At 59.7% G+C, this 20901-nt stretch carries 24 protein-coding genes and 1 pseudogene; 13 read left to right on the top strand and 12 right to left on the bottom strand.

Annotation, left to right across the window (positions count from 1 at the left end; all coding sequences use genetic code 11):
• Nucleotides 1–313: 313 nt before the first annotated feature.
• From P0204_RS12850 to P0204_RS12840, 3 genes are all read left to right on the top strand, one after another.
• The gene (locus P0204_RS12850; protein ID WP_276179807.1) at nucleotides 314–511 is read left to right on the top strand and encodes a hypothetical protein; all 198 of its coding nucleotides are present in this window, start codon (nucleotides 314–316) and stop codon (nucleotides 509–511) included.
• Between the two features lie 61 nt (nucleotides 512–572).
• Complete coding sequence (locus tag P0204_RS12845) at nucleotides 573–1247, top strand: CPBP family intramembrane glutamic endopeptidase (RefSeq protein ID WP_276179805.1); 675 nt, start codon at nucleotides 573–575, stop codon at nucleotides 1245–1247.
• A 142-nt stretch (nucleotides 1248–1389) separates the two neighbouring features.
• Nucleotides 1390–2025, top strand: coding sequence for a hypothetical protein (locus tag P0204_RS12840; RefSeq protein ID WP_276179803.1), 636 nt, complete (start codon nucleotides 1390–1392; stop codon nucleotides 2023–2025).
• 258 nt (nucleotides 2026–2283) lie between these two features.
• On the opposite strand, the gene P0204_RS12835 is transcribed toward P0204_RS12840, so the two are convergent.
• The 4 genes from P0204_RS12835 to P0204_RS12820 all read right to left on the bottom strand — a co-directional run bounded on the left by P0204_RS12835 (nucleotide 2284) and on the right by P0204_RS12820 (nucleotide 6336).
• Nucleotides 2284–2490: a hypothetical protein gene (locus P0204_RS12835; RefSeq protein WP_276179800.1), complete on the bottom strand. Its 207-nt coding sequence runs from the start codon at nucleotides 2488–2490 to the stop codon at nucleotides 2284–2286.
• Between the two features lie 385 nt (nucleotides 2491–2875).
• The gene (locus P0204_RS12830; RefSeq protein WP_276179798.1) at nucleotides 2876–4402 is read right to left on the bottom strand and encodes a DUF6036 family nucleotidyltransferase; all 1527 of its coding nucleotides are present in this window, start codon (nucleotides 4400–4402) and stop codon (nucleotides 2876–2878) included.
• 274 nt (nucleotides 4403–4676) lie between these two features.
• Entirely contained in the window at nucleotides 4677–5297 is a 621-nt protein-coding gene (locus P0204_RS12825; RefSeq protein WP_276179796.1) for a hypothetical protein, read from the bottom strand.
• A 787-nt stretch (nucleotides 5298–6084) separates the two neighbouring features.
• The gene (locus P0204_RS12820) at nucleotides 6085–6336 is read right to left on the bottom strand and encodes a type II toxin-antitoxin system VapC family toxin (RefSeq protein WP_276179794.1); all 252 of its coding nucleotides are present in this window, start codon (nucleotides 6334–6336) and stop codon (nucleotides 6085–6087) included.
• 198 nt (nucleotides 6337–6534) lie between these two features.
• Here P0204_RS12820 and P0204_RS12815 point away from each other — a divergent pair, with 198 nt between their 5' ends.
• Entirely contained in the window at nucleotides 6535–7611 is a 1077-nt protein-coding gene (locus P0204_RS12815; RefSeq protein WP_276179792.1) for a hypothetical protein, read from the top strand.
• Between the two features lie 24 nt (nucleotides 7612–7635).
• On the opposite strand, the gene P0204_RS12810 is transcribed toward P0204_RS12815, so the two are convergent.
• Nucleotides 7636–8196, bottom strand: coding sequence for a hypothetical protein (locus tag P0204_RS12810; protein ID WP_276179789.1), 561 nt, complete (start codon nucleotides 8194–8196; stop codon nucleotides 7636–7638).
• A complete protein-coding gene (locus P0204_RS12805; protein WP_276179787.1) occupies nucleotides 8196–8588 on the bottom strand; it encodes a hypothetical protein in 393 nt (130 codons plus the stop codon). Before P0204_RS12805 ends, P0204_RS12810 begins: the two co-directional genes overlap by 1 nt.
• Nucleotides 8589–8642: 54 nt before the next feature.
• Between P0204_RS12805 and P0204_RS12800 the strand changes: the two are divergent.
• Nucleotides 8643–8801, top strand: a pseudogene (locus P0204_RS12800) (RNA-guided endonuclease TnpB family protein); the annotation flags it as partial.
• 67 nt (nucleotides 8802–8868) lie between these two features.
• Here P0204_RS12800 and P0204_RS12795 read toward each other — a convergent pair.
• Nucleotides 8869–9222, bottom strand: coding sequence for a type II toxin-antitoxin system PemK/MazF family toxin (locus tag P0204_RS12795; protein WP_276179785.1), 354 nt, complete (start codon nucleotides 9220–9222; stop codon nucleotides 8869–8871).
• Nucleotides 9219–9455 carry a hypothetical protein gene (locus P0204_RS12790; RefSeq protein WP_276179783.1) on the bottom strand — a complete coding sequence of 79 codons (237 nt, stop codon included), beginning with the start codon at nucleotides 9453–9455 and terminating at the stop codon, nucleotides 9219–9221. The genes P0204_RS12795 and P0204_RS12790 overlap by 4 nt, the downstream gene beginning before the upstream one ends.
• Before the next feature lie 81 nt (nucleotides 9456–9536).
• Between P0204_RS12790 and P0204_RS12785 the strand changes: the two genes are divergently transcribed.
• Nucleotides 9537–9830, top strand: coding sequence for a hypothetical protein (locus P0204_RS12785; protein WP_276179781.1), 294 nt, complete (start codon nucleotides 9537–9539; stop codon nucleotides 9828–9830).
• A 635-nt stretch (nucleotides 9831–10465) separates the two neighbouring features.
• Here P0204_RS12785 and P0204_RS12780 read toward each other — a convergent pair.
• Nucleotides 10466–14137, bottom strand: coding sequence for an ATP-binding protein (locus tag P0204_RS12780; RefSeq protein ID WP_276179779.1), 3672 nt, complete (start codon nucleotides 14135–14137; stop codon nucleotides 10466–10468).
• Nucleotides 14138–14316: 179 nt separating this feature from the next.
• On the opposite strand from P0204_RS12780, the gene P0204_RS12775 reads away from it, so the two are divergent.
• The 4 genes from P0204_RS12775 to P0204_RS12760 all read left to right on the top strand — a co-directional run bounded on the left by P0204_RS12775 (nucleotide 14317) and on the right by P0204_RS12760 (nucleotide 18258).
• On the top strand, nucleotides 14317–15708 hold the full coding sequence (locus tag P0204_RS12775) for an ATP-binding protein (RefSeq protein WP_276223279.1): 1392 nt from the start codon (nucleotides 14317–14319) through the stop codon (nucleotides 15706–15708).
• Between the two features lie 54 nt (nucleotides 15709–15762).
• Complete coding sequence (locus P0204_RS12770) at nucleotides 15763–16281, top strand: DUF7342 family protein (protein WP_276179777.1); 519 nt, start codon at nucleotides 15763–15765, stop codon at nucleotides 16279–16281.
• Between the two features lie 89 nt (nucleotides 16282–16370).
• On the top strand, nucleotides 16371–16715 hold the full coding sequence (locus P0204_RS21125; protein ID WP_379801837.1) for a toxin-antitoxin system TumE family protein: 345 nt from the start codon (nucleotides 16371–16373) through the stop codon (nucleotides 16713–16715).
• Nucleotides 16716–17406: 691 nt separating this feature from the next.
• On the top strand, nucleotides 17407–18258 hold the full coding sequence (locus tag P0204_RS12760; RefSeq protein WP_276179773.1) for a DNA-binding protein: 852 nt from the start codon (nucleotides 17407–17409) through the stop codon (nucleotides 18256–18258).
• A 144-nt stretch (nucleotides 18259–18402) separates the two neighbouring features.
• On the opposite strand, the gene P0204_RS12755 is transcribed toward P0204_RS12760, so the two are convergent.
• Entirely contained in the window at nucleotides 18403–18726 is a 324-nt protein-coding gene (locus P0204_RS12755; protein WP_379801887.1) for a type II toxin-antitoxin system RelE family toxin, read from the bottom strand.
• Nucleotides 18727–18736: 10 nt separating this feature from the next.
• Nucleotides 18737–19006, bottom strand: a complete 270-nt coding sequence (locus tag P0204_RS12750; protein ID WP_276179769.1) for a ribbon-helix-helix domain-containing protein — start codon at nucleotides 19004–19006, stop codon at nucleotides 18737–18739.
• Nucleotides 19007–19210: 204 nt separating this feature from the next.
• On the opposite strand from P0204_RS12750, the gene P0204_RS12745 reads away from it, so the two are divergent.
• Both P0204_RS12745 and P0204_RS12740 read left to right on the top strand, forming a co-directional pair.
• Nucleotides 19211–19486 (top strand): AbrB/MazE/SpoVT family DNA-binding domain-containing protein, encoded by a 276-nt coding sequence (locus tag P0204_RS12745; RefSeq protein WP_276179767.1) that lies wholly within the window; start codon nucleotides 19211–19213, stop codon nucleotides 19484–19486.
• Between the two features lie 3 nt (nucleotides 19487–19489).
• The gene (locus P0204_RS12740; RefSeq protein ID WP_276179765.1) at nucleotides 19490–19906 is read left to right on the top strand and encodes a type II toxin-antitoxin system VapC family toxin; all 417 of its coding nucleotides are present in this window, start codon (nucleotides 19490–19492) and stop codon (nucleotides 19904–19906) included.
• 104 nt (nucleotides 19907–20010) lie between these two features.
• Here the strand turns inward: P0204_RS12740 and P0204_RS12735 are convergent, their stop codons facing one another.
• Nucleotides 20011–20184, bottom strand: coding sequence for a hypothetical protein (locus P0204_RS12735; protein ID WP_276179763.1), 174 nt, complete (start codon nucleotides 20182–20184; stop codon nucleotides 20011–20013).
• A gap of 73 nt (nucleotides 20185–20257) precedes the next feature.
• Here P0204_RS12735 and P0204_RS12730 point away from each other — a divergent pair, with 73 nt between their 5' ends.
• Complete coding sequence (locus P0204_RS12730) at nucleotides 20258–20887, top strand: class I SAM-dependent methyltransferase (protein WP_276179761.1); 630 nt, start codon at nucleotides 20258–20260, stop codon at nucleotides 20885–20887.
• The last annotated feature ends 14 nt before the right edge of the window (nucleotides 20888–20901 follow it).

Here is a 20901-nt window from a genome sequence, read left to right as displayed (position 1 = left end):
GGACTGGATATAAATGCAGGGTCCGTCTCGAACCCGTCGGGACTCGACATGGGAGGGTCACAGCGTCAGCGGACCGATGGGGGCGTCCGCGGGAAACAGCGTGGGACAGGGAGAGGGGTGGGGTGGGAGTACCGGCCACGTGCCCCGCGGACCGAGCCACGGACGGTGGTACAGTGTCGGGGGATGAGTGACCACCGCAGTTGGGTAGACGGACGACTACATCATATACGTCGGGAGTGAGTTTCTGGCCCAGAAACTGGCTTGGATAAAGCGACTGTAGCCGCCTTCGAGCCACCAGCAAACACACCCGAATGTGGAATCGACGCTCCACCGTGGTCCTGCGCGACTCGTCAGTGCAACCGGGACCACCGTTCTGGACGCCTACGAGGTCAGCACTGCGAAAAATCACGACCTGTACGGTTCGTTCGGCCGTGCCCTCGCGCGGGAATACGACGCCGATTACCTGATCACGACCGACAGCGGTTTCGACGACACAGGTAGCTCTCCGTAGTGTTTCACGGCGCGAGACGCTGTTCCGACCGTTATCCGGGTTCCACTAGTAGACTGCGTCGATGACAGACCAGCCACATGTCGAGGCTCCTGGACTCGGGGCGATCCCGCCGCTGACGATCTGTTGCCTGGCGCTGTCACTGTTCGGGCTCCCGCTGCTTGCACTGCTGACGGAGACGGGTGGGCTCTCGGTTTCCCCGCTGGCACAGATTGCGCTCCAGTGGCTAGTCGTCGCGCTCGTGGTCGGCGTCGCGGTCGGCTACAACGGCCGCTCGTTCGCCGAGATCGGCTGTCGACGGCCGGGCTGGCTCGACGTTGGCTACCTGCTGGGAACGGCAGTGGTCGCGCTCGTCGTCTTCGTCGCGACCGATCCACTGGTCGCTGCACTCGGCTTGCCAGTCGAGTCTGGTGCCGGCGCGATGTCCGCTGGCGTCGGGATCGGACTGGCGCTCGCGAGCGCGGTGACGACGGGTATCGTCGAGGAAGTGCTCTTCCGGGGGTACCCCATCGAGCGCCTGCTGGCGTATACGGGAAGCCCTCTCGTCGCCGGCGGCATCACGTGGGGCGCGTTCACCGTCGGCCACGCCGTGGTCTGGCCGCTCGGGAACCTCCTCCAGATCGCAGCCGTCTCGGCGGTGCTCACCGTGGTGTATCTGCGACGCCGGACGCTCGTCCCGGTCACCGGTGCGCACGTCCTCGTCTGGGTGCTCGCGGCACTCGGGCAGGTCTACGGATAGCGTGGTCCACGGGACGAAGCGGTTCGAGGGCTGTTGCAGCAGTCATCGCCACCCAAATCCACCGCTGAGACACACGATACCTCGACACGCTCTAAGTGTCTAGACTCTGAATTTACCCTCTGCTGCGCCGTTCGCCTTCACGATGGTCGAACGACCTGCCGATGTTCACGGCAAATCGGATCGACTGCCGACGCGACGCGAGGTACTCGGGATGCTCGGGACCGTGACCGGCCTCGGTCTCGCGGGGTGCAGTGGCGGTGGCGACGGTGTACAGACCGAATCCTCGACACCCGAGCCAACGCCCACGGAGACGACCGAAGCATCCACGGAAACGACTGAGGTGTCCACCGAAACGCCCACGGAAACGACTGAAGCGCCCAGTCGCGAGCAGACAACCACCAGTGGCTCCGGTAGCGAGTACACCAAAGAGAAGATCGGCGAGGTCGAGGAGAACACGACTGGCGGACTCGAAATCGCCGGCTGGACCTCGACGGTCAACAGCGGGGACAGCACGTTCTCCGTGGAGATGATCCTCAGGAACACGGGGGACCAGGCGACCGAACCCGCCGAGTACACCTACAGGATCACCCCCTACGACGACGACGGCTCGGAACTGGCGGTGACCGCGAGGTCGCTCAGGAGCGAGACATTGACGCTCGAACCCGGGGAAACCTCGTCGGTCACGGCGTCAATACAGGTCGACGACCCACGGGCCGTCGCAAGCTACGGAATCGTCCTCACCTGCGAGATGCTGGACACGGGGGTGTATTGCAATTGAAACGCCTCACTGCTACTAGAAGTCAGGGCTCATAAGGCACGATCACCAAACCGATAAGTCCCTATACTAAATATTCTCGTGGTCTAATGGTTTTTCTTGGATATAAAAAGTGAATATCGTCTTGAATTTCCGCAAGGTAGGATTCAACCTCGTCAGATTCATCCGTATTATAGAAAAAGTGGATCGAGCCGTGCAGTGGGGTCCGCTTACTACGGTGTGCGATAGTCGAGGGGACTCGGCGAAGTGTCGGTCGGGGAATTAGGGTGTCTGGACGGGTCGCGTCCAGTGGTCGACGTCGGTGACGGTATCCTGGCCGACGAGCTGCCACTCTCGGGTCCGCCAGACCTCCTCGAGACGCTGCCACCGATCACCGGTGTTGGACTGGGGGACGAACCGGATACGGCGTCGCGTCCCGGATTGGTCGGTAAACTCAACGATTTCCTCACAGCGAGTGGGTCGGGTCATTGGTTGCGTGGGTGTCGCAGTGCTCTGTGGCGTGGTACAACTGCTCGGAACGGATCGAGTCGTGGTCTCAGTTCTCTCAGTAGGCATTCTTTCACCGGGCGCTGTGTCTCACACGCCCTTCACCCAACCCGGGGGGTACAAACAAATCCAAGAACAGGCCCACCGCTACTGTCGGTGCAACACCACTATCGAATGTCACACGCGACAGACTTGGGGGGGCAGACTGATGCCGCGATCAGGAGAGTCCGAGGCTCTTTGACAGCAAAGGGAGACGAAATCACTCGGCCGACAGCGCTCACCCCTCGGGATTTCTACAGCCACAGCGTGGGGAGTGCTTCGGCATCGTTCGAAAAGCGGAGATTTCTGTGATGGGCGTTGTGTAGCGTTAACGGTCAGTTGATTCAGCTCGCTGGTACGTATTGAGCCGACCGCTCCGGTCGACGGTGATCTGTCCCTCCTCTTCGAGCTTCCGGAGTTTGTTGTAGATCTGGTGATCGGGGAACTCCAGCTCTTCTCGGAGATCTTCGATCGTTTTCGGGGCCTCCAGCGAGACGAGCAACGCGTTCTCGAGACAGTACGAGGCGAGCCGGTCCGTGATTGGCGTAACAATATTGTGCCGCTCGTCGAGGACATCGAGCGTATCGAGCACAGCAAACGAGAAGAATTGGCCAGTGCGATCTTCCTGGGTTGTGATCTCTTGGAAGATGCTCTCCCAGTCGAGGTCGGCTTGTCTGGCGATCAGTGCGACATCTTCGAGATCGCCTTCGCGTTCCGTGATCGATTTGAACACGAAGATGTCGGTCAGTGGGAGCAGATGTACGTGAAGATTGCCGTACTCGAATGATTGGTCGCACCGCTCGATCATCGCCGGCGTCAGCTGGAGCTGGCCGGCGACCGCCTCCACGAAAATATCCCAGCGCGGAAACCCGTCCTTCTCCAGCACAATACTGGGATCGAGCTGGTTGTATGCCGCTTCCAAATCACGACGCTCCTCGTATCCCAGGTCCTGGAGCGATTCGGCGATTGCAAAGAACGTCTGTCCGTCCGCAACGACGATGTCGACATCTTTCGTCGAATCTTTCAACCCACGCAGAATGAGGTTGCCGCCCCCGAGAAGATACACGTCGACAGGCGTCTCCAGATGGTCGCCAAGCTCTTCGAGCCCCCGTCGAAGGCTATCTTCCGGATGGTGACCGCGCGGATAGATCCCATAGTCGTTCGCGAGATCGATGAATTCCTCCCACGGGAGAAAGAGCTCATTGTGGTGGACCTCCCGCTGATCGAGGTATGCAAAGAGATCTGCCCATTTCTCGACGCACTCCCACCTGTTTGCGAGCCGCCACAGGTCACTGGCGTCGAGGGTCGCGCGGTGCGTCAGATAGAACACGCCAGCCATCGCCATCTGTTTCTTGGTCTCAACGACGGTCACCGCATGAATCAGCACCGCTTCGAGTCCCAGGGACCGATCACCGTGATAGACGTAGGTCTTCGCTGGGTGATAGTCAACACCGTAGCGAGTGAACGCCGAGAACGCAGTCGGCGTCCCATCAACGGTGTCCTTGCTCGTCGCGACGAGTCGGTCGCCGTTCGCGCGGTATTCGGTTTCGAACGGTGTCGTTCGGACTCTCGCTTCGAGGAACGACCGAAGCGTGTCATCGGTGATAGCATACCCGTCGTCCGTGTGTGCGATCGCGCCGGTCTCCTGAATCTCGTTCAAATGCTTGTAGAGCGTGGACTTGGCGAAGCCCTGTATTTGTAACTCCGAAATCGTCTTCGGATCACCGAGCAGCGCACCCAAAATGTCCTCTTTCGTCCCTGTTAGCACGTTCTCGAGTGCGTAGCGGTCGAGGAGCTCGGCAAGCAGTGATGCTTCGTATGTGGTTGCCAATTGGACGCCGTCGGTTCGGTCCACAAAATGGGCGTTTTCGAGGTCGCCAACGATCTCCGACGTCCAGCTCTGACTGTTATCGATTGCATCGGCTAATTCGCCAACCGAGTAGGACCGATCCCGCAAACAGTCGATGACCCGTAGCTCCGCTCCCCTCATATATTCCAATTTCACCGATGTATTGATACTTATATCGGTAAAAGTGGAATACAGACTCTGGAGACTCAGTGTGGGTCATCAAATGGTGAGGCGTTTGTACAAACGTATTTCGGAGAGACAGTTCGATCTACGAGTCGAACTACTCGAGAGGTGACCTGAACAGGCGCCGATACTCATCAAGCCACTCGATCTCGTGGTACGTTACGTCATTCTGAATGTCGTATTCAAGCGGGAGTGGATCCGAACGGTGGGTCGTGAACGTGAGGTTGATTTCGACACAGGGGCCGTGCTCTGAGACGCACTCGAAGCCATCGTCAAAGGGGTATACAACACTAAACCAGCGAATCTGGAAACCAAAGTGGTCACACACATCTCTGACGACTGCAGCATCGCAATAGGGCGTGTGTACCCACAGTTCCCCGCCAGCGTACGCCTGATCTTTGACACACCAGACTGCATCAAGGGAGCGCAGAAACTCGGCAGCGCGATTGTAGTGCGCTTCAGTAAGGCGATCCCACCAGTGGTACACCTCGACATCGTCAACGAGGAGCTGGAGGCAATCGCCACACACATCATACGCCCGCTCACCAAGGGAGACTTCGTGGAGTTTGTCGTACTGGATGGTGTCACATGCATCGCACGGCGGGGAAGCACCACTGCTCTGGCATCCGGAGAATGATCGCTGTTCGGCGTGGTTGGAACACCCGCTGTTTGCACTCCCTGGCTTCTGCGATTCGTTTGAGTCGGTATTCTCGGTCATTGGTATCTAACCGGGAACCGTCAGTCACGCCGTGTGACTGGGCTCCCGGCTAGAACCGGACCAACGGTCGGCCTCTCATCTATCGTCACAGAGAGCAGGTTGTTCTAAATAGTTTCTGTGGGTCCAACCGAGAACACCGGCCAGCGTCCGGCTATCGACGACAACCGATGCTAGGGCAATGAACGTCGTGTGCAACCGGATCGTCAACGGCCCACGCCACCGTGCGCGGGGCTTGTCAGTGAGAACGTGGTCGGTGTCGGCAGTGCCGTAGTAGCGCCGCTTGTGGAGATCGATGGCGGGATCGACACGGTCTGGCAGGAGTCCCCGTTTTCGGAGAATCGTAACTAGTCAATCGCAGACGCTATCGAACTGAGCGTCGATAGCGTCCGCTGAGAGGTTGCGAAGATGCTAGAGGAACGATTTCGCTGGGTGGTTGCGAGCCGTCGACGTGACGTCGACCGGCTCGCTCTGACCGAGTTGGTACGTTTTCCCGCCGGTGTTAACAAACTCTTGTTCGAACGCGAGTTGAGAGAGGAGATCAAGGAACCCCTCTCTTGTGTAGCTGCCACACGGTTTGATGCCGAAATCGAGTTCCGAGTACAACACTGCTGAGAATGGGGGTTATCGTAGCGTTCGTAGCTCTTGAGATACGCGGTGAAATGGTTTGAAAGAATGGATTCCAGACGTGGAATATCCGATCGTGTCGGCAAAGCGTGGTTCACAAAACATTCATCCTGATCCCAAGTATTCCCCCCGAATATCTGTAAATCGAAGCTGCAGCCACTGGTCACTCGGTGGGGACAACATCGACATCGGCTAGTTGCCTGACCGGCCCCTTGTCAAAGTCGTTGCTGTTGTGGGTGACAAAGGTCGCCCCTTGCTCGTGGGTCGCCGCCAGGTTCAGCAGGTTGGCGGCGTCGAGAGAAACACCGTGAGACTGTAGCTTTTCACCGAGATACGCCGCTTCGAGTGCTGTATCATCGGTAACGTTGAGAATCCGGTCGAAGTTCGACTGGAGAGTGTTTTGTGTCTCGATCATTTGACTTCTCGACGACTGGGCCTTGTACGATTCCCATGGGACAATCGCGAGAATCGTCCACTCTTCGCCACGGTATTGACCTGAACGGCCCATTGGTGACTGGTAGCATGACAGCAGGTCCCGATACTTTTTCGTCATTCTTCCCAGAAGCCAACGTACGGGATCATAGACGACGGTTCGATCTCATGGTGAGAACTCGTGAAAGTGTATCCGAAGATACCGCGATACGATCATCCGAGTGTTCCAGAGTCGTTCTTTGAGAGCGAAGGCCTCACGCTTGTCGAGAAGTTCGACGGGAGTAGCTTCCGGTTCACGCTGTACGACGAGCGGTTTTCGGACCGCTATCCGGAGCAAGTCGAATCCGCGGCGGCCGGCGACGGCAGCCTCGTCTTCGGCACTCGCAAAGCCATCAGAGGCAGTCACCGAGACGACCTCGAAGACATCGACGGTGCCCTCCACCGCGCGGTTCGCTGTCTACGCGAGAGTGTCGATACCGCGGCACTCCGAAGCCTGCATGCGGAATCCGACTCACCACTGGTCGTCTACGCCGAAAACCTCGTCTACTCGACGCTGGACTACGGCTACACCGAGCATGACCTGCCAGCACTCATCGGATTCGACATCCTGCCGTATGCTGAGATCGAGACGATGACGCCGCCTGGAAACCCCTACGATGAGACGTTCGAGGGCTTTCTCCCGACGGAGGCGGCCTGGGACTGTTTCGAACGGATCCGTGTCGAGACCGCCCCGACTGATCTCTCGTTCGTCCCGGCGACGATTCTCGAGACGCACAGTGGTGGATTCGACCCGGCAGCCTACACGTTCCCGTCCTCGTCGCTGACACCTGCCGTCACGGTGGAGGGAGTGGTCGCGAGGAGCGACGAGCACGCTCGGCGAGTCAAACTCGTCCGTGAGGCGTTCGAGGAGTTGAACCGCGAACAGTTCGGTCGGCAGCCCGAGGACGCCGAATCGGGGGCGGAGTACGTGGTCGCGTGCTACTGCACGCCGGCGCGAATCCGCAAACAGATTCGGACGATGGTCCTCGAAGACGGTCGCGAATTCGGCCTCCATCTGAACGACGACCTGTATCCTCGCGTCGTCGAGGACATGTGGGCCGAGAACTGGCCGGAACTGATGGGTCTCGACGTCTCGTTCACGCCCGCCGACGTGTATCCCCTCGTCGCCGAACGCTGTATCACCGAACTCCGCAAGATGAAGACAAACGCTGAACTAAACGAGACCGATCCGACGACTGTGTGGGAGCATCTTTCGTAAAAATGTGTCGGCAAAAATCGCCTACTACGAGATGTATCGCCTTCGAAGTTGGCTCACGTACTGTTGGTCCCATCCTTTCGTCTCGCTGTAGTAGGTGAGTACGGCATCGACGTACTCGGGCGCGAGAACATCCGCAGTAGCGAACGTACAGAGTATATGGGGTGTCGTGAACAGGATGTTCCGATCGTTGAGCGCGAGGTTGACAAAGAGGTAGTTCGTCGAGTTGAACTCGTCGGTGACGAACAGATCCGCGTCGAGGTCGTTGGCCAGCCAAATGCCCTCTGATTCACCCTGGTCGAGACCGTATTCGAGTGGGCCATCGATCTGGCCTTCGACGTCGTGAGTCGTCAAGTGACGTGATGCCTGTAAAACGAGGTCGGCCGCAGCAGACAGCAGATCACCACTCCCAGTCGCATCGGTGATCTCACCCAGGACACTCGCTGGGACGTGTACGTCGTACGTGACGAGCAGGACCTTCAGCGGGTCTGCACCCGATGGAGCGTTCGACCGATCATCGACGACGGGCGTCGCAAGATTCAATAAGACGTTCGCGTCGACGACACAGACAGCGTGTCCTCCCATCATTACATGAGCGACTCGCCGTCGTCGTTCGACTCCTCATCAGGTGCCCACTCCGAAACAGGGCCGTCGTAGAACGTCTCGTCGCTCGGGAGATCGTCCGCTAACGTCGGCTCTGGCGGTTCGCGGTCGATCGACTCCTTGAGCAGTTTCATCCGCATGGCCTCCTCGCGACCCAGGATCGATTCGACCGTCTCGAAGTCTACACGGTCATCGTAGTAGGCGTCACCGAGTCGGCGGCAGAACTCCTTGTCGTCGGTAATCTCCTCGAGTTCGTCTTCAAGCGCCTCGATGAGGAGACGCGTCCGGGAGATGTCAAGGACGTCAACGACCCGGTCTGCCCGCTCGACGAGCGTGGCTGGAGCGTTGAAATCAACGCGTGTTTTCTCTTCCGCCATGCTATGTATGTGTAGACTTTACACATACATAAGTTCACCGCCGTTTCCCAGACCCATCAGAACGCCCTCACCGATATTGTCGAGAAGGCGTCTCGGCTGTCCGTCGAATACGCTCAACAATTCGAGAAGCCGGTTCTGGTGATGAAAGACCTGTCGTACATCCGCGAGTCGCTTGACTGCGGCAAATTCATGAACCGGCGACTCCGCACATGGCAGTAGTTGAGACTGGCTGTCTCAATGCATACGGTCCTGCCACCGATTTGCCCAAAGGGTCTCCCGATCAGTCGAGTCCGAGGCTCAATTTGAGCGCCTCGTCGATCTTTCCCATTGTCGAGTCGTCGAGACTGCCAGCCACCGAATGGATACGCTTCTCGACAGACACGACTCGAATTTGATCGAGCCGCACCGAAGAATCTTTCTCGAACGGTGAGTCCGACGCTTCCAGGAGTACCTCGAAGGGATAGCCTCTGTACGTTCCCGTCGCCGGTGCCACGATAGTGGTGTTTGAGTTCTTGTTTCCGACATCGTTCTGGACTACCACCGCGGGCCGTATTTTCCGCATTTCGTGCCCCTCGGCAGGATCGAGCCGAACGATAACGACATCACCACGTCGAATCTCGGTATCCTCGCTCATTCATCAAGTCCCGACCACGCCTCGTCCGAAGCCCCTCCCCACTCGTCGGCAAGCTCACTGGCGCTTTCCGACGCCTCACGATACGCGGCAGCTAGTTCCTCCTCGTCAGGAGTCTCGGACTCAACCTCGACGACAGCCACTGTGACGCGCTTGTTCGCGTACTCAGTGCCGAGATACACCCGTCCCCGGTCATCGGTCTCGTTCGTCTGGAGTTTGTCGGCGTCAACTTTCATCTCATAACCCACTATTGCCCACGCCCATATTACTCTTGCCCACCATTACCCATTTTCCACAGGCGCCCATATCACTGACTGATGGCACCAACGGAGTCGTCCTGCCGAGCTATTTTTCCCGCTGTCGCCCAGACACCCCACAACGAGTGGCCGGCCTATGACTCGACACAATTGTACGATCGCAGTTCGCTTGCCGCACTCAGAGAGGATATTCACACCGTCGCAAGGGAATGGCTCGATCACGACGCTCACGAGTCGGTCGACCAGTTCGTCTGCCACTACCCGCTAGAGTACGTCGAGTTCGACCCCCACGACCGCTACACTGACTCAATGCAAGATGGAATAGTGGTAGTTTGCTGGGCGAGCCGAATCTGAATCCCCCCGTTAGTGGATGAGTCGCGCTGTCGCATAACCGGGATCGCTCTAACCTCGCTCAGAGGGCGCTATAGGAGCGTCAACCACCGCAACGTTAGCAGATTCTCCCGCTAGAGAAAGGAAAATCGGACTGTATCGAACCTAGACTGTCGTGGAATCGGGTTGCCTGGACGGTAATTGCAGAGACTGGGGCTGCTGGCCAGGTACCAGGGGGATACACAGAAAGACGATCGGCTATCGGGGGAACTACCATGACACTAGACTATTCCAAGGATAGCAAAACCCAAAGACGATGCCAAGGTTGGAGACGCTGTTTGCAACACATGTCTGGAAATCATCATACGAACGGAACGTGCTGTAGCCAGGACGATCTACCGAGACAGATGTATCGGGGCTGCGACGCTCTCTACGGAGGGATCCGGCCTCGACAGGGGTGTCGATCAGTAAGCACCGCGCAGCGCTACGCATACGTTCTAGTCACAGTCCAGATCCACTCGTTCCTCATTGGCGGGGATTCCATCCAAGGTTGGCTCACGCAGAGTATCTGCAGGGAGATTGCCACAATAGACTGACTCCGGGAGCCGTCCAAGGAAGCGACACCACGTGGCCCAACAACGGCACTCACGAGAATCCAGCTATGCGCGGTCGACCATGTCACGCACTTGCTCCAGGGTATACATCGCCGTACAGCCCGGTGTATCCAGACGGAACTCACTGGCTGGCGTGCTCTGGGCGTACGTCTTCTCGATACGGGGGGAACCGTCCAGGGGATCGTTGAGCGCATCGAGGACGCGGTGAGCTTCGGAGTGCGACATAGTCACCCAGATCGCGTCGTCGGGATCACAGGCAGCCATCTTGTCGAAGTCTTCGGGGACAGCACGCCGAAGGTCGTGGTTGACGCGCTCTGCTTCGAGGGTGACGACGATGCGACCGTCCTCGTCGAGACCGACGGCATCGATCCGGTGGCGGTCGTACTCGCTGGCAGCGTCTTTCAATTCACCGGAGTCGGTCCCCATGGCACTGGCAGCGGGGACGGCCGTCGTATCGCGTTCGTCGAGTTCGAAGTAAGGGACGACGGTCACGACCGGTGACTCCGGATCGTCCACATACGTCGTCTCCAGATAGCGGCGGCCGACTTCGACGGCGACGACGTGCTGGCTGGTCTCCTCAAGGTCGCCCTTGCCGTGGCCGTAATCGACGCCCTTGCGGTAGTGCTCGCCGATGGTGCCGCGACCCTCGGGCGTGACGGTGTAGAGTCGGTGGGGGCGGTCCGTGTCGTGTGAGAGCAGCCCTGCGTCCAAGAGGTCCTGTATCGCCTCGCTCTCGACGTCGAGGTACTCCTGCAGGCGGAGCATGCTGTCGTGGACGATGTCGTACTCGATGTCGTCGTAGCGGAGTTGCTGAGCGTTGTAGACCGCCTGGAGGAACAGGAGCTGTCTATCGGCGAATTCGGCGTCGGCACGCTCCTCGGCAGTAAGCTTCAGATTAACCTCACAGATGGGGATATCGTCACGGTCGACAGCCTCCAAGCTGGAACAACATTCGATTGCCCGCCGCATCCCCGAGTTGTCTGGGTCGTAGCGACTCTCACACTCTCGACAGGCCAGTCCGTGGATATCGTCGTCGTAGCTGACGGTCGGCGGCAGCCGGTTCGTATACGGTAGGGCGCTGTCGACGCGGTCGGGTGTCTCCTCGGCTTGCCCTTCCTCGTCAACTGAACTGGGTTCGATGAGGCCGAGTGCCGCCGTGGTTTCGAGCCGGCGCTGCCCTTGCTGGACGGCAGTACCGAATCCAGGTCGTCCTGGCGTCCGCGGCGCTGCAGGATGGCCTCGTGGTGGCGTGAGCGAGCGAACTAGAAAGGGGTGAGGTTCGTCGGTATCGAACGCTGCTGGGAGGGAGACGAGCCACTCGCCACGCCGGAGTGCACGCAAACGTGTCGCGACCGCGGCGGGGTCCATCTCGTCGGTGGAGAGCCGCTTCGCGAGGTGGTTGTCGACGGCGACGTTCCCCGAGACGATCGTCGAGACGTTGTTCAGGACCTCCAGGTAGGCCCGCTGGCTCCGTTCGCGGAGCTGTGCCGGGAACTGCATGGCAAGGGTGACGCCACAGCCGAAGCTGCGAGCCTGCGAGAGCAACTCCGAGAGTAGTGACGAGTCGGCGACGCTCGCTGCCTCTTCGATGTAGAGGTTGACCAGTGGCAGGGACTCCTCTTCAGAGGGTTCAGCCTGGGGCACTTCGGCCGAGGTATCTGGAATCATCTCTGCATTGGTCTGCGCTCGCCGTTTCAGCGCGGACCAGAGGTTCGAGAGGACGAGCAACGTCAGGGCTCGCTGGGACTCGCTGCGGAGGCCGCCCAGATCGAAGATGACGACGACGTCCTCATCCAGATAGTCCACGAGGTCGAACTGCGGCTCCTCGGTCGCTTCGCCGTCCGCTGTCGTCTCAGGAACGTGATTGAAGATCCGGGCAAGACGCGGGTTTACGGGGATCTTCTCGACGCGGTTTGCCACGCCCTGCATTATCTCGTCGAACGTGCGGGCACGGTTCGCGACGACGCCGGCGAGCATCCGTTCGAGGTCGCCATCCGAGACCGGCGGCGCGCTGGATCGGTCGTGCATCTCCTGGATCGCGCCATGCAGGTCGCGATGACTGAAGGCGTCCGAACCGCTGACCGGGTCGAACATGGCCTTGACCATGTAGCGGATGATGTCCGGCGAGCGGACTGCCTGCTCGAAGCGCTCACGGCCCATCAGCTGACTGAGTATCTCGACGTAGTGGTCGACTCGGTCCTCGACAGCCGCCGTCCGGTCGATACCTCGATCGAGTTCGTCGCGGATATCGAAAAACGAGAAGGCGGGAAGAAGCTCTGCACAGTCGAAGTACAGCACGTTCTCCAGCGTCCCGAAGCGCTCGTAGTGGATGCGCAGATACTCCAGGGGCATGCCGTCGCCTTTCCCGTCGATGAGGATGTCCGCGCCGTCGGTCCCGACGTGGTTTTCGAGGAGCGCGCTCTCCAGGGCGGTCGACTTTCCTGATCCGGTCTTGCCGAACCAGGCGACGTGGAGCGACTGGAGAGCGGGCGGCAACGAGATCGGCCGTGGTGTCGGGTTGCCGTCACTTGTCAGTGGCTGGCCGATGGGTAGTCCGGGGGAGTGGTACCGGCGAAGCGTCGTCGCCGGTGGGAGCGAGAGGGGCTGGCGTTCGACGGGCGTCGAGTCGACGAGGCGTCGCCCAGACGCGGTCAGGGCTGCCCCGTCGAGCAGGCAGAAGTTTCCGACCTCGCGGGCGTCGGCGACGAGGCACGGATGATTCCGTCTGGCTATCCCGAGACGGCTGGTGAGGCCTGTTTCATCGCGGAAAGAGGCGTCGCGGACGGCAACTTCCAGTCGATTCCGTGCGCTCCCGGTTCGGAGCTGTCCCCTGATCTCGTAGGTGGTATGCGAGACCCCCGTGAACGCCGTCGTGAGGTCATTAGCGATATCCGTCGACGTCTGGTGACTCGCCTGGGACGAGACCTCCCCAACGAGTGCCCGGGCGTTCACGTCGAAGGAGTAGCGTGGCTCTCGCTCGTCGAGTTCGGCGAGACGGTGCTCGTCCGGCCTGGGGAGTTCCAGGCCCTCCTCGTCGTCCGGTGGACCAAAGAGCGTGTTCACGATCTTTCCGCCCAGCGTGTCCGTCCGGGTTTCAAGGGCCAGGCGGCGTTCCTCGCGCTGGAGTGACCAGTCAGGCCGAGCACGGACGAGGACCTGAACGACGATCGGCGCAGTGCTGGTGGCGATCGTCTCGACGATGCCTGCGAGGGGGATACGGGCTGTCTCGGCGTCGTAGTGCGCTTCGAATGGAGTGAGCGTGGTCTGCCAGTCTTTCGGGTGGGCAGGACAGCGACGGACGTACTCGACGCCAACAGGCGGCTGCGTCTCTCCCTGTGCGGATGCAGTCCGAATCGGTTCGAGGAGGATCTCGCGTCGCAGCTGGACTCGTTCGAACCGGTAGCTGTCGGGAAAGAGCCCACGGAGGAGGCGTTCGAGTGGGTCGATCGTATCCGGTCGGTCCGTCCGAACGTAGTAGGTCAGCCGCTGGTCGGTCCCGACGAGCAGCCACTCGATCGTCGGGGTCGATGTCGTCTCGAAGAGCGATGTGAACCACGTCGTGTCGGACTGTGTGTCGAGACGGTGCAAGCGCCGGAGCTGTGTCTCGACCACCGATGGATCGAGCGGATCGAGTGCTGGCTGAATCCGGAGATACGTATCGGTGTCCTCGGCTGTGACCGGGAGGTCGGGTGCTGTCGGGGTGGCGGCGTCTCCCATCGATGAACGACTACACCACGTCAGGTGATGGCATAAATACTGCTGTGGATGGGGAGTTAGGTGGAGTGCTGGTGGCACCGGTGCGGGCGGAACATGTACCCGACAATAATACTTTGAAGTATCATACTTTGAAGTACGATTATCCAAAGTACTATAATTGCAGATCGGCTATGAGAACTATGACAGTCTTCGTTAACCGAACTGAAGAGCTCTCTCGGCTTCACGCGCTCTACGAGTCAGACGAAGCCGAGCTCGCGGTCGTATACGGTCGACGACGACTCGGCAAGACAGCCCTCATCAAACAGTCTCTCACTGAGTACGACGACGCCGTCGTCTATCAGGCAAAACAAAAAACGAGTGCCCTCCAGCTTGCGCAGTTCATCGATGTGGCTTCGGAGTCGTATCCCGGTGTGACTCGGATACGGGAAGACTGGGAAGAAGTGCTCGGGTATCTCGCCGAGCAGGACGCGCTTGTCGTCCTCGACGAGTTCCCGTATCTCGTCGAACAGGACGAAAGTCTCCCGTCCGTGCTTCAGGCGATGTTCGATTACGAACTCGACGAGTCTGCTGCGACGTTCGTCCTCGTCGGCTCGTCGATCAGTATGATGGAGGAGGCCGCACTGCTGGGCAACAGCCCGCTATACGGTCGGTCGTCGCTGAAACTCGATATCAGACAGCTCCCCTTCGACGCTGCCATGGCGTTCTTCGACGACGCGTACACCGCTGACGAGCAGGTCCTCACCTGGGGTGTGTTCGGTGGTGTCCCGTACTATCTCGAGGAAGTGTCACCCGAGGCAACGCTGGGGGAAAATATCCAGCGGACGATACTCTCACGTCACGGCACGCTGCACAACGAACCGGATTACGTCCTTCGAATGGAGTTGACGACGCCGACGCGGTACTTTTCGATCCTGGAAGCCATCGCCGGCGGAAGTACAAGTCGTAACGAAATCGCGGGGACGACGGGAATCGAGTATAACCAGCTCTCGAAATATCTCGATCGACTATCTCGCCTCCGGCTCGTCGACCAGCACGTCCCCATTACCGAGCAAAAAGAGCGGAGCAAGCGCAGTCGATACCGTATCCGGGATTCGTTCGTTCGGTTCTGGTTCCGCTTCGTCTACGGGACCGACGAACGATACGACGAACTCGGGGCAGAAGCCTATGAGACGCTCATCGAGCCCGAATTACCGGATTTCGTGAGTCGATCGTTCGAAGCGTTGTGTTGTTCGGCACTTCGAACCCTGTATCCCGAGTACACCATCACGCAGACTGGACAGTGGTGGTACGGCGAGCACGAAATCGACGTTGTCGGCTTCACCCACGAACGGACACTGATCGCCGGGGAATGCAAGTTCCAACAGTCACCGCTCGGATACGATGCGCTCTCGAAGCTCGAAGATCACGTCGAGGAGCTCCGCTGGACGCCATCGGACGGAGGAGACCGAACAGAGCGGTATGCACTCTTCTCTCGAAGCGGGTTCAACCCATCCGTCGAAGAGGCGGCCACAGACCGCGACGACCTTCGGCTCTTCTCCGTTGGGGATGTCGTCACCGCGCTGAGCGAGTGAACCATATATATTGGATAAAGAAGATATATGTGTGTGGCGGCCGGTAGTTCACCTATGACGGACAACGCGAGCCACGACGGCCCACCGCCGTTTGACACTCCGTTCGAAGGCGAAGATACGAAACAGCGGATATACGGTGCAGTGTTGCATGCTCGCGACTCGATGACGGCAGCCGAGATCGCCGAGCGGGCAGACTGTTCGGAGGAGGCAGCCCGGACACACCTCTCCTTCTACACTGATCTCGGCATCGTCATCCAGCACGACGGTCGGCCGGTCAGATACGAGCGCAATGATGACTACTTCGAGTGGCGGCGAGTGAACGAGTTAGCAAAGAGCCACACTGTTGAGGAGTTACAGACCAGAGTGTCGGAACTGACTGAGAAGATCGAGACATACCGTACGACCTACGGCGTTGACTCGCCCGCCGAAGTCGATGTCCTCGAATTCGACGCGGAGCAAGTCAACGAGGTATACGTTGATTTGGGTGACTGGGCCACCGCTATCGAGGAGCGTCGGCTCCACGAACGCGCCCGGAGGAAAGCAGCCAGTGCGGCCGCTTCCTCGCTGGGCTGACGATGGTGCCCGCAGGCGATGGTGCGAGTCCCGCGCCAATTGACCGGTCGGTGGTGGAGCGGATACGGTCTCGCTTCCGTGGCCATCGATTGTTCGAATCAGTAGCGGTTATCGAGGAGGGGAAGCTCTGTCTCCGTGCTGAATTCGCCAGTGAGTACTATCCAGGGGAGACAGCTGCCTGGGTGGAGATTCGCTGGTACCGCAACGATGATTTCAATTTCCAGTATCAAGAAGAGCGCGAGGACGGCGTCTGGAAGTGTCGGTGGGATCGCCATCCAAGCAGCCACAACTCACGCGATCACTTTCACCCCTCGCCAAACGCCAGCCGCTCCGACGCAACGGATGCACAGTGGCCGGTAGACCATCGCGACATGTGCCGACTCGTCCTTGGCCGGGTAGAGGAACGCATCGAATCGTTGTGGGAACGACAGTAGGTCGACGCAGCCGTCCTCGCCATCGTTCGGTGTGGAGACTCATCGCTATGTGCAAGATCATATTATCGACTGCATAACTCTCGTTTACCTGGAAGGTGGTGTTTAGGTGAGCTGATCGACGCTCAAACAGCCAGAAAGCCCCGGCTGGCTCCGGTCGAGGGCCTCGCTGCGGTCCTCACTACGTTGCGGTCCTTGCATCGGCCGTCTTCCCGGAGCCAGCCGCCCCTTTCATCCCCACCCATAGCCAGTTGTATGACCGGCAGTGAGCGTGGCTTCCTGTCCGTGCAGAATGGAATCCTCGTGGGTAGGCACTAGAAACAGAGAGTCCCAAAACAGACGTCACGGTCCGCCCCGCTCGCCCAGCCGACGCCCGGGTCACAGCGAACGCGTTCGCTGTGCTCCTCGCTCGCCCTTTCGGGACGCCAGTATCACGTGCGCTTTCGGTCCTCGCCCGGCCTCGCACCGGCTCGACCGGGCCTCAGACGCGAAAGCGGCGTGAAACTGGCCGCTCGGCCGGGCTGGCCGGGCGCGCGGTGCTGGTAGGGTAGTTCTCGACGGCGCGCGCTGGCCGCGCCCTCCGGGCGCATGAAGGCGCGGCCAGCACGCGAGAGCCTGTCGCGAGATGGAGAGCCACGGCTGGAGAGTCGTGGAAAGCAGTGAAGACGCTGAGTGGGCGCCTTCGAGGATTGCAATGAGTACTGAGAACTCGATTCGATATGAAGTTTCGCACGACGAACAAACGGCGGATGGGGAAGAGATCACCAGAGCGGAGCGGGTGGAACTCCGACCCTCAGTGATCCAGGAGCGACAGGCGACGGTGGACACGAACCACTTCGAAGCGTGTGGACGGGGACTGACCCTGGAGACGGAGGAACGACTGGCAGCACGCGAGGCGGAGATCGAGCGGACGCGACGCCGGTGGGACCACAGGCAGGACTCGGACAGAGAGGTTCGGACGCGAGAGCGTGTCGCGGCTGGACAGCAGGCACGACGGCGGGCGTTCGGCAAGCGTGCAGCGAGCGTGGACCCGTGGGTGGACCCAGAGAGGGTGGACCCCCGAGCAGAGATGGCACAAGCGGAGTTAGCAGCAGTGAACGAACAGGCAGCGAGAATCAGCAAACGAATCAGGACGGGAACGACCCCGGCGGCGCTCTCGAAGCGACTGGCTCGGCGGCTGGCAGACGGCGCGGATCTCGTGGATGCATCGGTAGCAGTCACCGAAGCTGAGTGGCTCGCACCGGGAACCATCGTTCCGATCGGGAAACTGGGCGACGTGAACCAACAGGAAGTGTGCATCGAGGGGCGAATCACGACGCTCTGGAAGCCGAGCACGCGAGCGATCGCTCAGGTGGGACTGATCGAAGACGAGTCCGGGACGACGAAGTTCACGGTCTGGCGGGCCTCGAAGCAGCCGCGGGTTCGAGACGGCGAGCGCGTCAGATTCCGGGCGGTCGCCATGAGTTGGTACGAAGGACGCCTCTCGGTGGCGCTGACGGGCTGGAGTCGCATCGAGTTCCCGGAGCGAGAGAACTCGGGGAGATAGGTACAGCGGTCTCTCTTTTTTATTCGCCAGTCCCTCCCCAGCCGTCGTCCTCGCTGCGCTCGGACGCCCCTCGCACGTGGTCACGGCCTACTGGCCGTTCCACACGCGCGCCACGAAGACATCAGGTCAGCTTCGTCATCTTTCTCAGTCGTCACCGTCTTTCGTCTCCTCCAGATCGTCTCGCCACGATCCCCATACCTCACGGTATTTGCCGAGTTCGCGGTACTCGGTTTTCCGCTTGAACGCATCGATAGCATAGAGAACCTCGTTTTCCTTATCCCAATCTATCAGAATTCGGAAGTCACCGACGCGGAGCTTGTACCCAGGATGGTTCTTCAGCCGGTCGAGAAAATAGTCCGGAAAGTCGCCGATCTCCTCCAGTTTGGTGATGATTCGATCGGTATCCGTCGGTTCGAACTGCTCCAGCGTTTCGACCACCGTCTCCGTCAGGACGACCTCGTGAGCCACTGGTCGGTCCTCACTCCTCGTCGAGACCGAGGCGGTCGCGAGCTTCATCCGTCGACATCGTCCGCCCCGCTGCAACGTCCGCGTAGCCCTTCGAGACGCCTTCCTGCGCGCCGGGCGTCAATATCGGTTCCGTGGTATCGCGCAACACCTCACGAACGAACTCCGAGCGGTTCGTGTAGTTCAGCTCGTCGGCCAGTTCGTCCAGTTCCTCTAACAGTCGCTTTGGGACCTTGACATTCAACTTGACCATATCGCCGTCGTCGCCTGCGTCCGTCCCCATGTGCTGTGGTACGCCAGTGGTACTCAAAGACCTGTCGCCGCATTCCATGCTTCCCATTCGAAAACCGCAGGATTTCCCCCACCGAAGGTCGAAGTCACGGAAACCGCAAGACTCGCAGGCTCATGCTCACGTTCGACAACAGGGATCCGAGCTGTGTTCGGTACCAATGTATATGTCAATTCCCACCGTAGTGGGAAATACAGGATGAGTTCAGAACACGACAAGCGTCGAATCGACAGGAAAGGCAGGATCACGATCCCCAAATCGATTCGAGACCGGCTCAACATCGATCCCGGCGAACAGGTCGATATCGACATCGAAGACGAGGCAGTGGTGATCCGTCCGCAGATTTCGCGTGAGGAGTTCATACAGACGATGCAGGGCTGCATCGACGACGAAACCAGGCGTGAATCGGCGGGAACACTCACTCCCGAAGATATCAAATCTGACTGGACATCTGATCTGCCCAACTCGTCCTGAGCGATGCACTGCCTCGACGCAAATATTTGGATCTACTATCTGGACGCAGAACTGGCCGAACACGAGATGGTTCGTGATCCCATTAGCTCTCTCCTCGCCGACGAACCACTGTTTATGACCACTGTCCTACAGATGGAGGTCGTTCACTACCTCCGGAAACAACTTGCCGAGAGCCAGACAGCGATCGACCGGTTTCTCAATATCGAGGATACCAAGGTGACAGACCTGACAGAGAAGGATGTCGCCGTTGCTGCGGACCTTCTCGACACTCACTCAGACACAGGAATCGGTGGTCGTGATGCGACAGTCGTCGCAGCGATGGATCGACACGGAATCTGTAAACTATGGACCCACGATACAGGTCTCAAACGACTTGGCGATCAGGTCGACTGGCTCACCGTCTCAGATCCGGTCGAGTGAATACCTCCGCGGTGTGCCGACGACGGCTGACGTTCGTCCCAGTCGTTGGTGCGCACGTCCTCGTCTGGACGCTCGCAGCACTCGGACAGGTCTATGGGTGAGGCTCACTTCGCGGAATAACTGGTAAAGAAGCCCGAGAGGAATCCCGTGATCGCGACAGCCAGTGCCATGTCACTCAGGTCGTAGGGGCCGTCGTCTTCGTCGGCCATCGCGACGGTGATGGCGACGCTGATGACCAGTGAGACGATGCCGTTGACGAGGTCGGTCGTGAGTCCCATACGCGTAGTTGGACTTCAGTACACAAATACGGTCATACTGAGGCGGCGAGTGGCTCATGGCCGTGGCGCTCCTATGGAGAGTGTGCTCTCGGACAGTGACCGATCCAAGCTCGATTCGGGCCCGGACGACGTCTTCTACGACAGCCCGCGGTTCGTGACTCACGCCGACGGTGCCTTCCTGGCTCGCCTCACCGACGTGTACGCATCGGTCCTCTCGCCCGGCGACCACGTCTTCGACGCGATGGGAAGCTGGGTGTCTCACCTCCCGGATATCCAGTTCGAACGCGTCGTCGGCCACGGACTCAACGAGGCCGAACTCGCCGCGAACGACGCACTCGACGAATGGTTCGTCCAGGATCTCAATACGGACCAGACGCTCCCCCTGACCGACGAGGCCTTCGATGCTGTCCTCTGTGCGCTGTCGGTCCAGTACCTCCAGTATCCCGCTGCCGTGTTCGCGGAGTTCGCCCGAGTCCTCACACCAGGCGGCGTCCTGGTAGTGAGTTTCACCAACCGGCTGTTCCCGACGAAAGCGATCCGGGCCTGGCGGGCTGCCAGCATGGACGAGCGTCGGTCACTGGTCGAATCCTACTGCGAGGCGGGCGGGTTGCCGGTCGTAGATGTCGTCAGCGAGACCCCAGGAAGCGACCCACTCATTGCCGTCATCGCGCGGAAGGAGAAAGATGGTGGTCGAGGCCGGTGATCCGCAAGCGGGCG

Origin of the sequence: Haloarcula halophila (genome assembly GCF_029278565.1) — an archaeon.
GTDB classification, from domain to species: Archaea; Halobacteriota; Halobacteria; order Halobacteriales; family Haloarculaceae; genus Haloarcula; species Haloarcula halophila.
The sequence above is the reverse complement of the archived record's forward strand: the minus strand, read 5'-3'. Positions and strand labels throughout refer to the sequence as shown.

Excerpts from the sequence above, each read along its gene's own strand:
- P0204_RS12845 (WP_276179805.1), top strand. The coding sequence starts at position 573 with ATGACAGACCAGCCACATGTCGAGGCTCCTGGACTCGGGGCGATCCCG.
- P0204_RS12840 (WP_276179803.1), top strand. The coding sequence starts at position 1,390 with ATGGTCGAACGACCTGCCGATGTTCACGGCAAATCGGATCGACTGCCG.
- P0204_RS12835 (WP_276179800.1), bottom strand. The coding sequence starts at position 2,490 with ATGACCCGACCCACTCGCTGTGAGGAAATCGTTGAGTTTACCGACCAA.
- P0204_RS12825 (WP_276179796.1), bottom strand. The coding sequence starts at position 5,297 with ATGACCGAGAATACCGACTCAAACGAATCGCAGAAGCCAGGGAGTGCA.
- P0204_RS12820 (WP_276179794.1), bottom strand. The coding sequence starts at position 6,336 with ATGATCGAGACACAAAACACTCTCCAGTCGAACTTCGACCGGATTCTC.
- P0204_RS12810 (WP_276179789.1), bottom strand. The coding sequence starts at position 8,196 with ATGATGGGAGGACACGCTGTCTGTGTCGTCGACGCGAACGTCTTATTG.
- P0204_RS12805 (WP_276179787.1), bottom strand. The coding sequence starts at position 8,588 with ATGGCGGAAGAGAAAACACGCGTTGATTTCAACGCTCCAGCCACGCTC.
- P0204_RS12795 (WP_276179785.1), bottom strand. The coding sequence starts at position 9,222 with ATGAGCGAGGATACCGAGATTCGACGTGGTGATGTCGTTATCGTTCGG.
- P0204_RS12790 (WP_276179783.1), bottom strand. The coding sequence starts at position 9,455 with ATGAAAGTTGACGCCGACAAACTCCAGACGAACGAGACCGATGACCGG.
- P0204_RS12785 (WP_276179781.1), top strand. The coding sequence starts at position 9,537 with ATGGCACCAACGGAGTCGTCCTGCCGAGCTATTTTTCCCGCTGTCGCC.
- P0204_RS12780 (WP_276179779.1), bottom strand. The coding sequence starts at position 14,137 with ATGGGAGACGCCGCCACCCCGACAGCACCCGACCTCCCGGTCACAGCC.
- P0204_RS12775 (WP_276223279.1), top strand. The coding sequence starts at position 14,317 with ATGACAGTCTTCGTTAACCGAACTGAAGAGCTCTCTCGGCTTCACGCG.
- P0204_RS12770 (WP_276179777.1), top strand. The coding sequence starts at position 15,763 with ATGACGGACAACGCGAGCCACGACGGCCCACCGCCGTTTGACACTCCG.
- P0204_RS12760 (WP_276179773.1), top strand. The coding sequence starts at position 17,407 with ATGAGTACTGAGAACTCGATTCGATATGAAGTTTCGCACGACGAACAA.
- P0204_RS12750 (WP_276179769.1), bottom strand. The coding sequence starts at position 19,006 with ATGGGGACGGACGCAGGCGACGACGGCGATATGGTCAAGTTGAATGTC.
- P0204_RS12745 (WP_276179767.1), top strand. The coding sequence starts at position 19,211 with ATGAGTTCAGAACACGACAAGCGTCGAATCGACAGGAAAGGCAGGATC.
- P0204_RS12740 (WP_276179765.1), top strand. The coding sequence starts at position 19,490 with ATGCACTGCCTCGACGCAAATATTTGGATCTACTATCTGGACGCAGAA.
- P0204_RS12735 (WP_276179763.1), bottom strand. The coding sequence starts at position 20,184 with ATGGGACTCACGACCGACCTCGTCAACGGCATCGTCTCACTGGTCATC.
- P0204_RS12730 (WP_276179761.1), top strand. The coding sequence starts at position 20,258 with ATGGAGAGTGTGCTCTCGGACAGTGACCGATCCAAGCTCGATTCGGGC.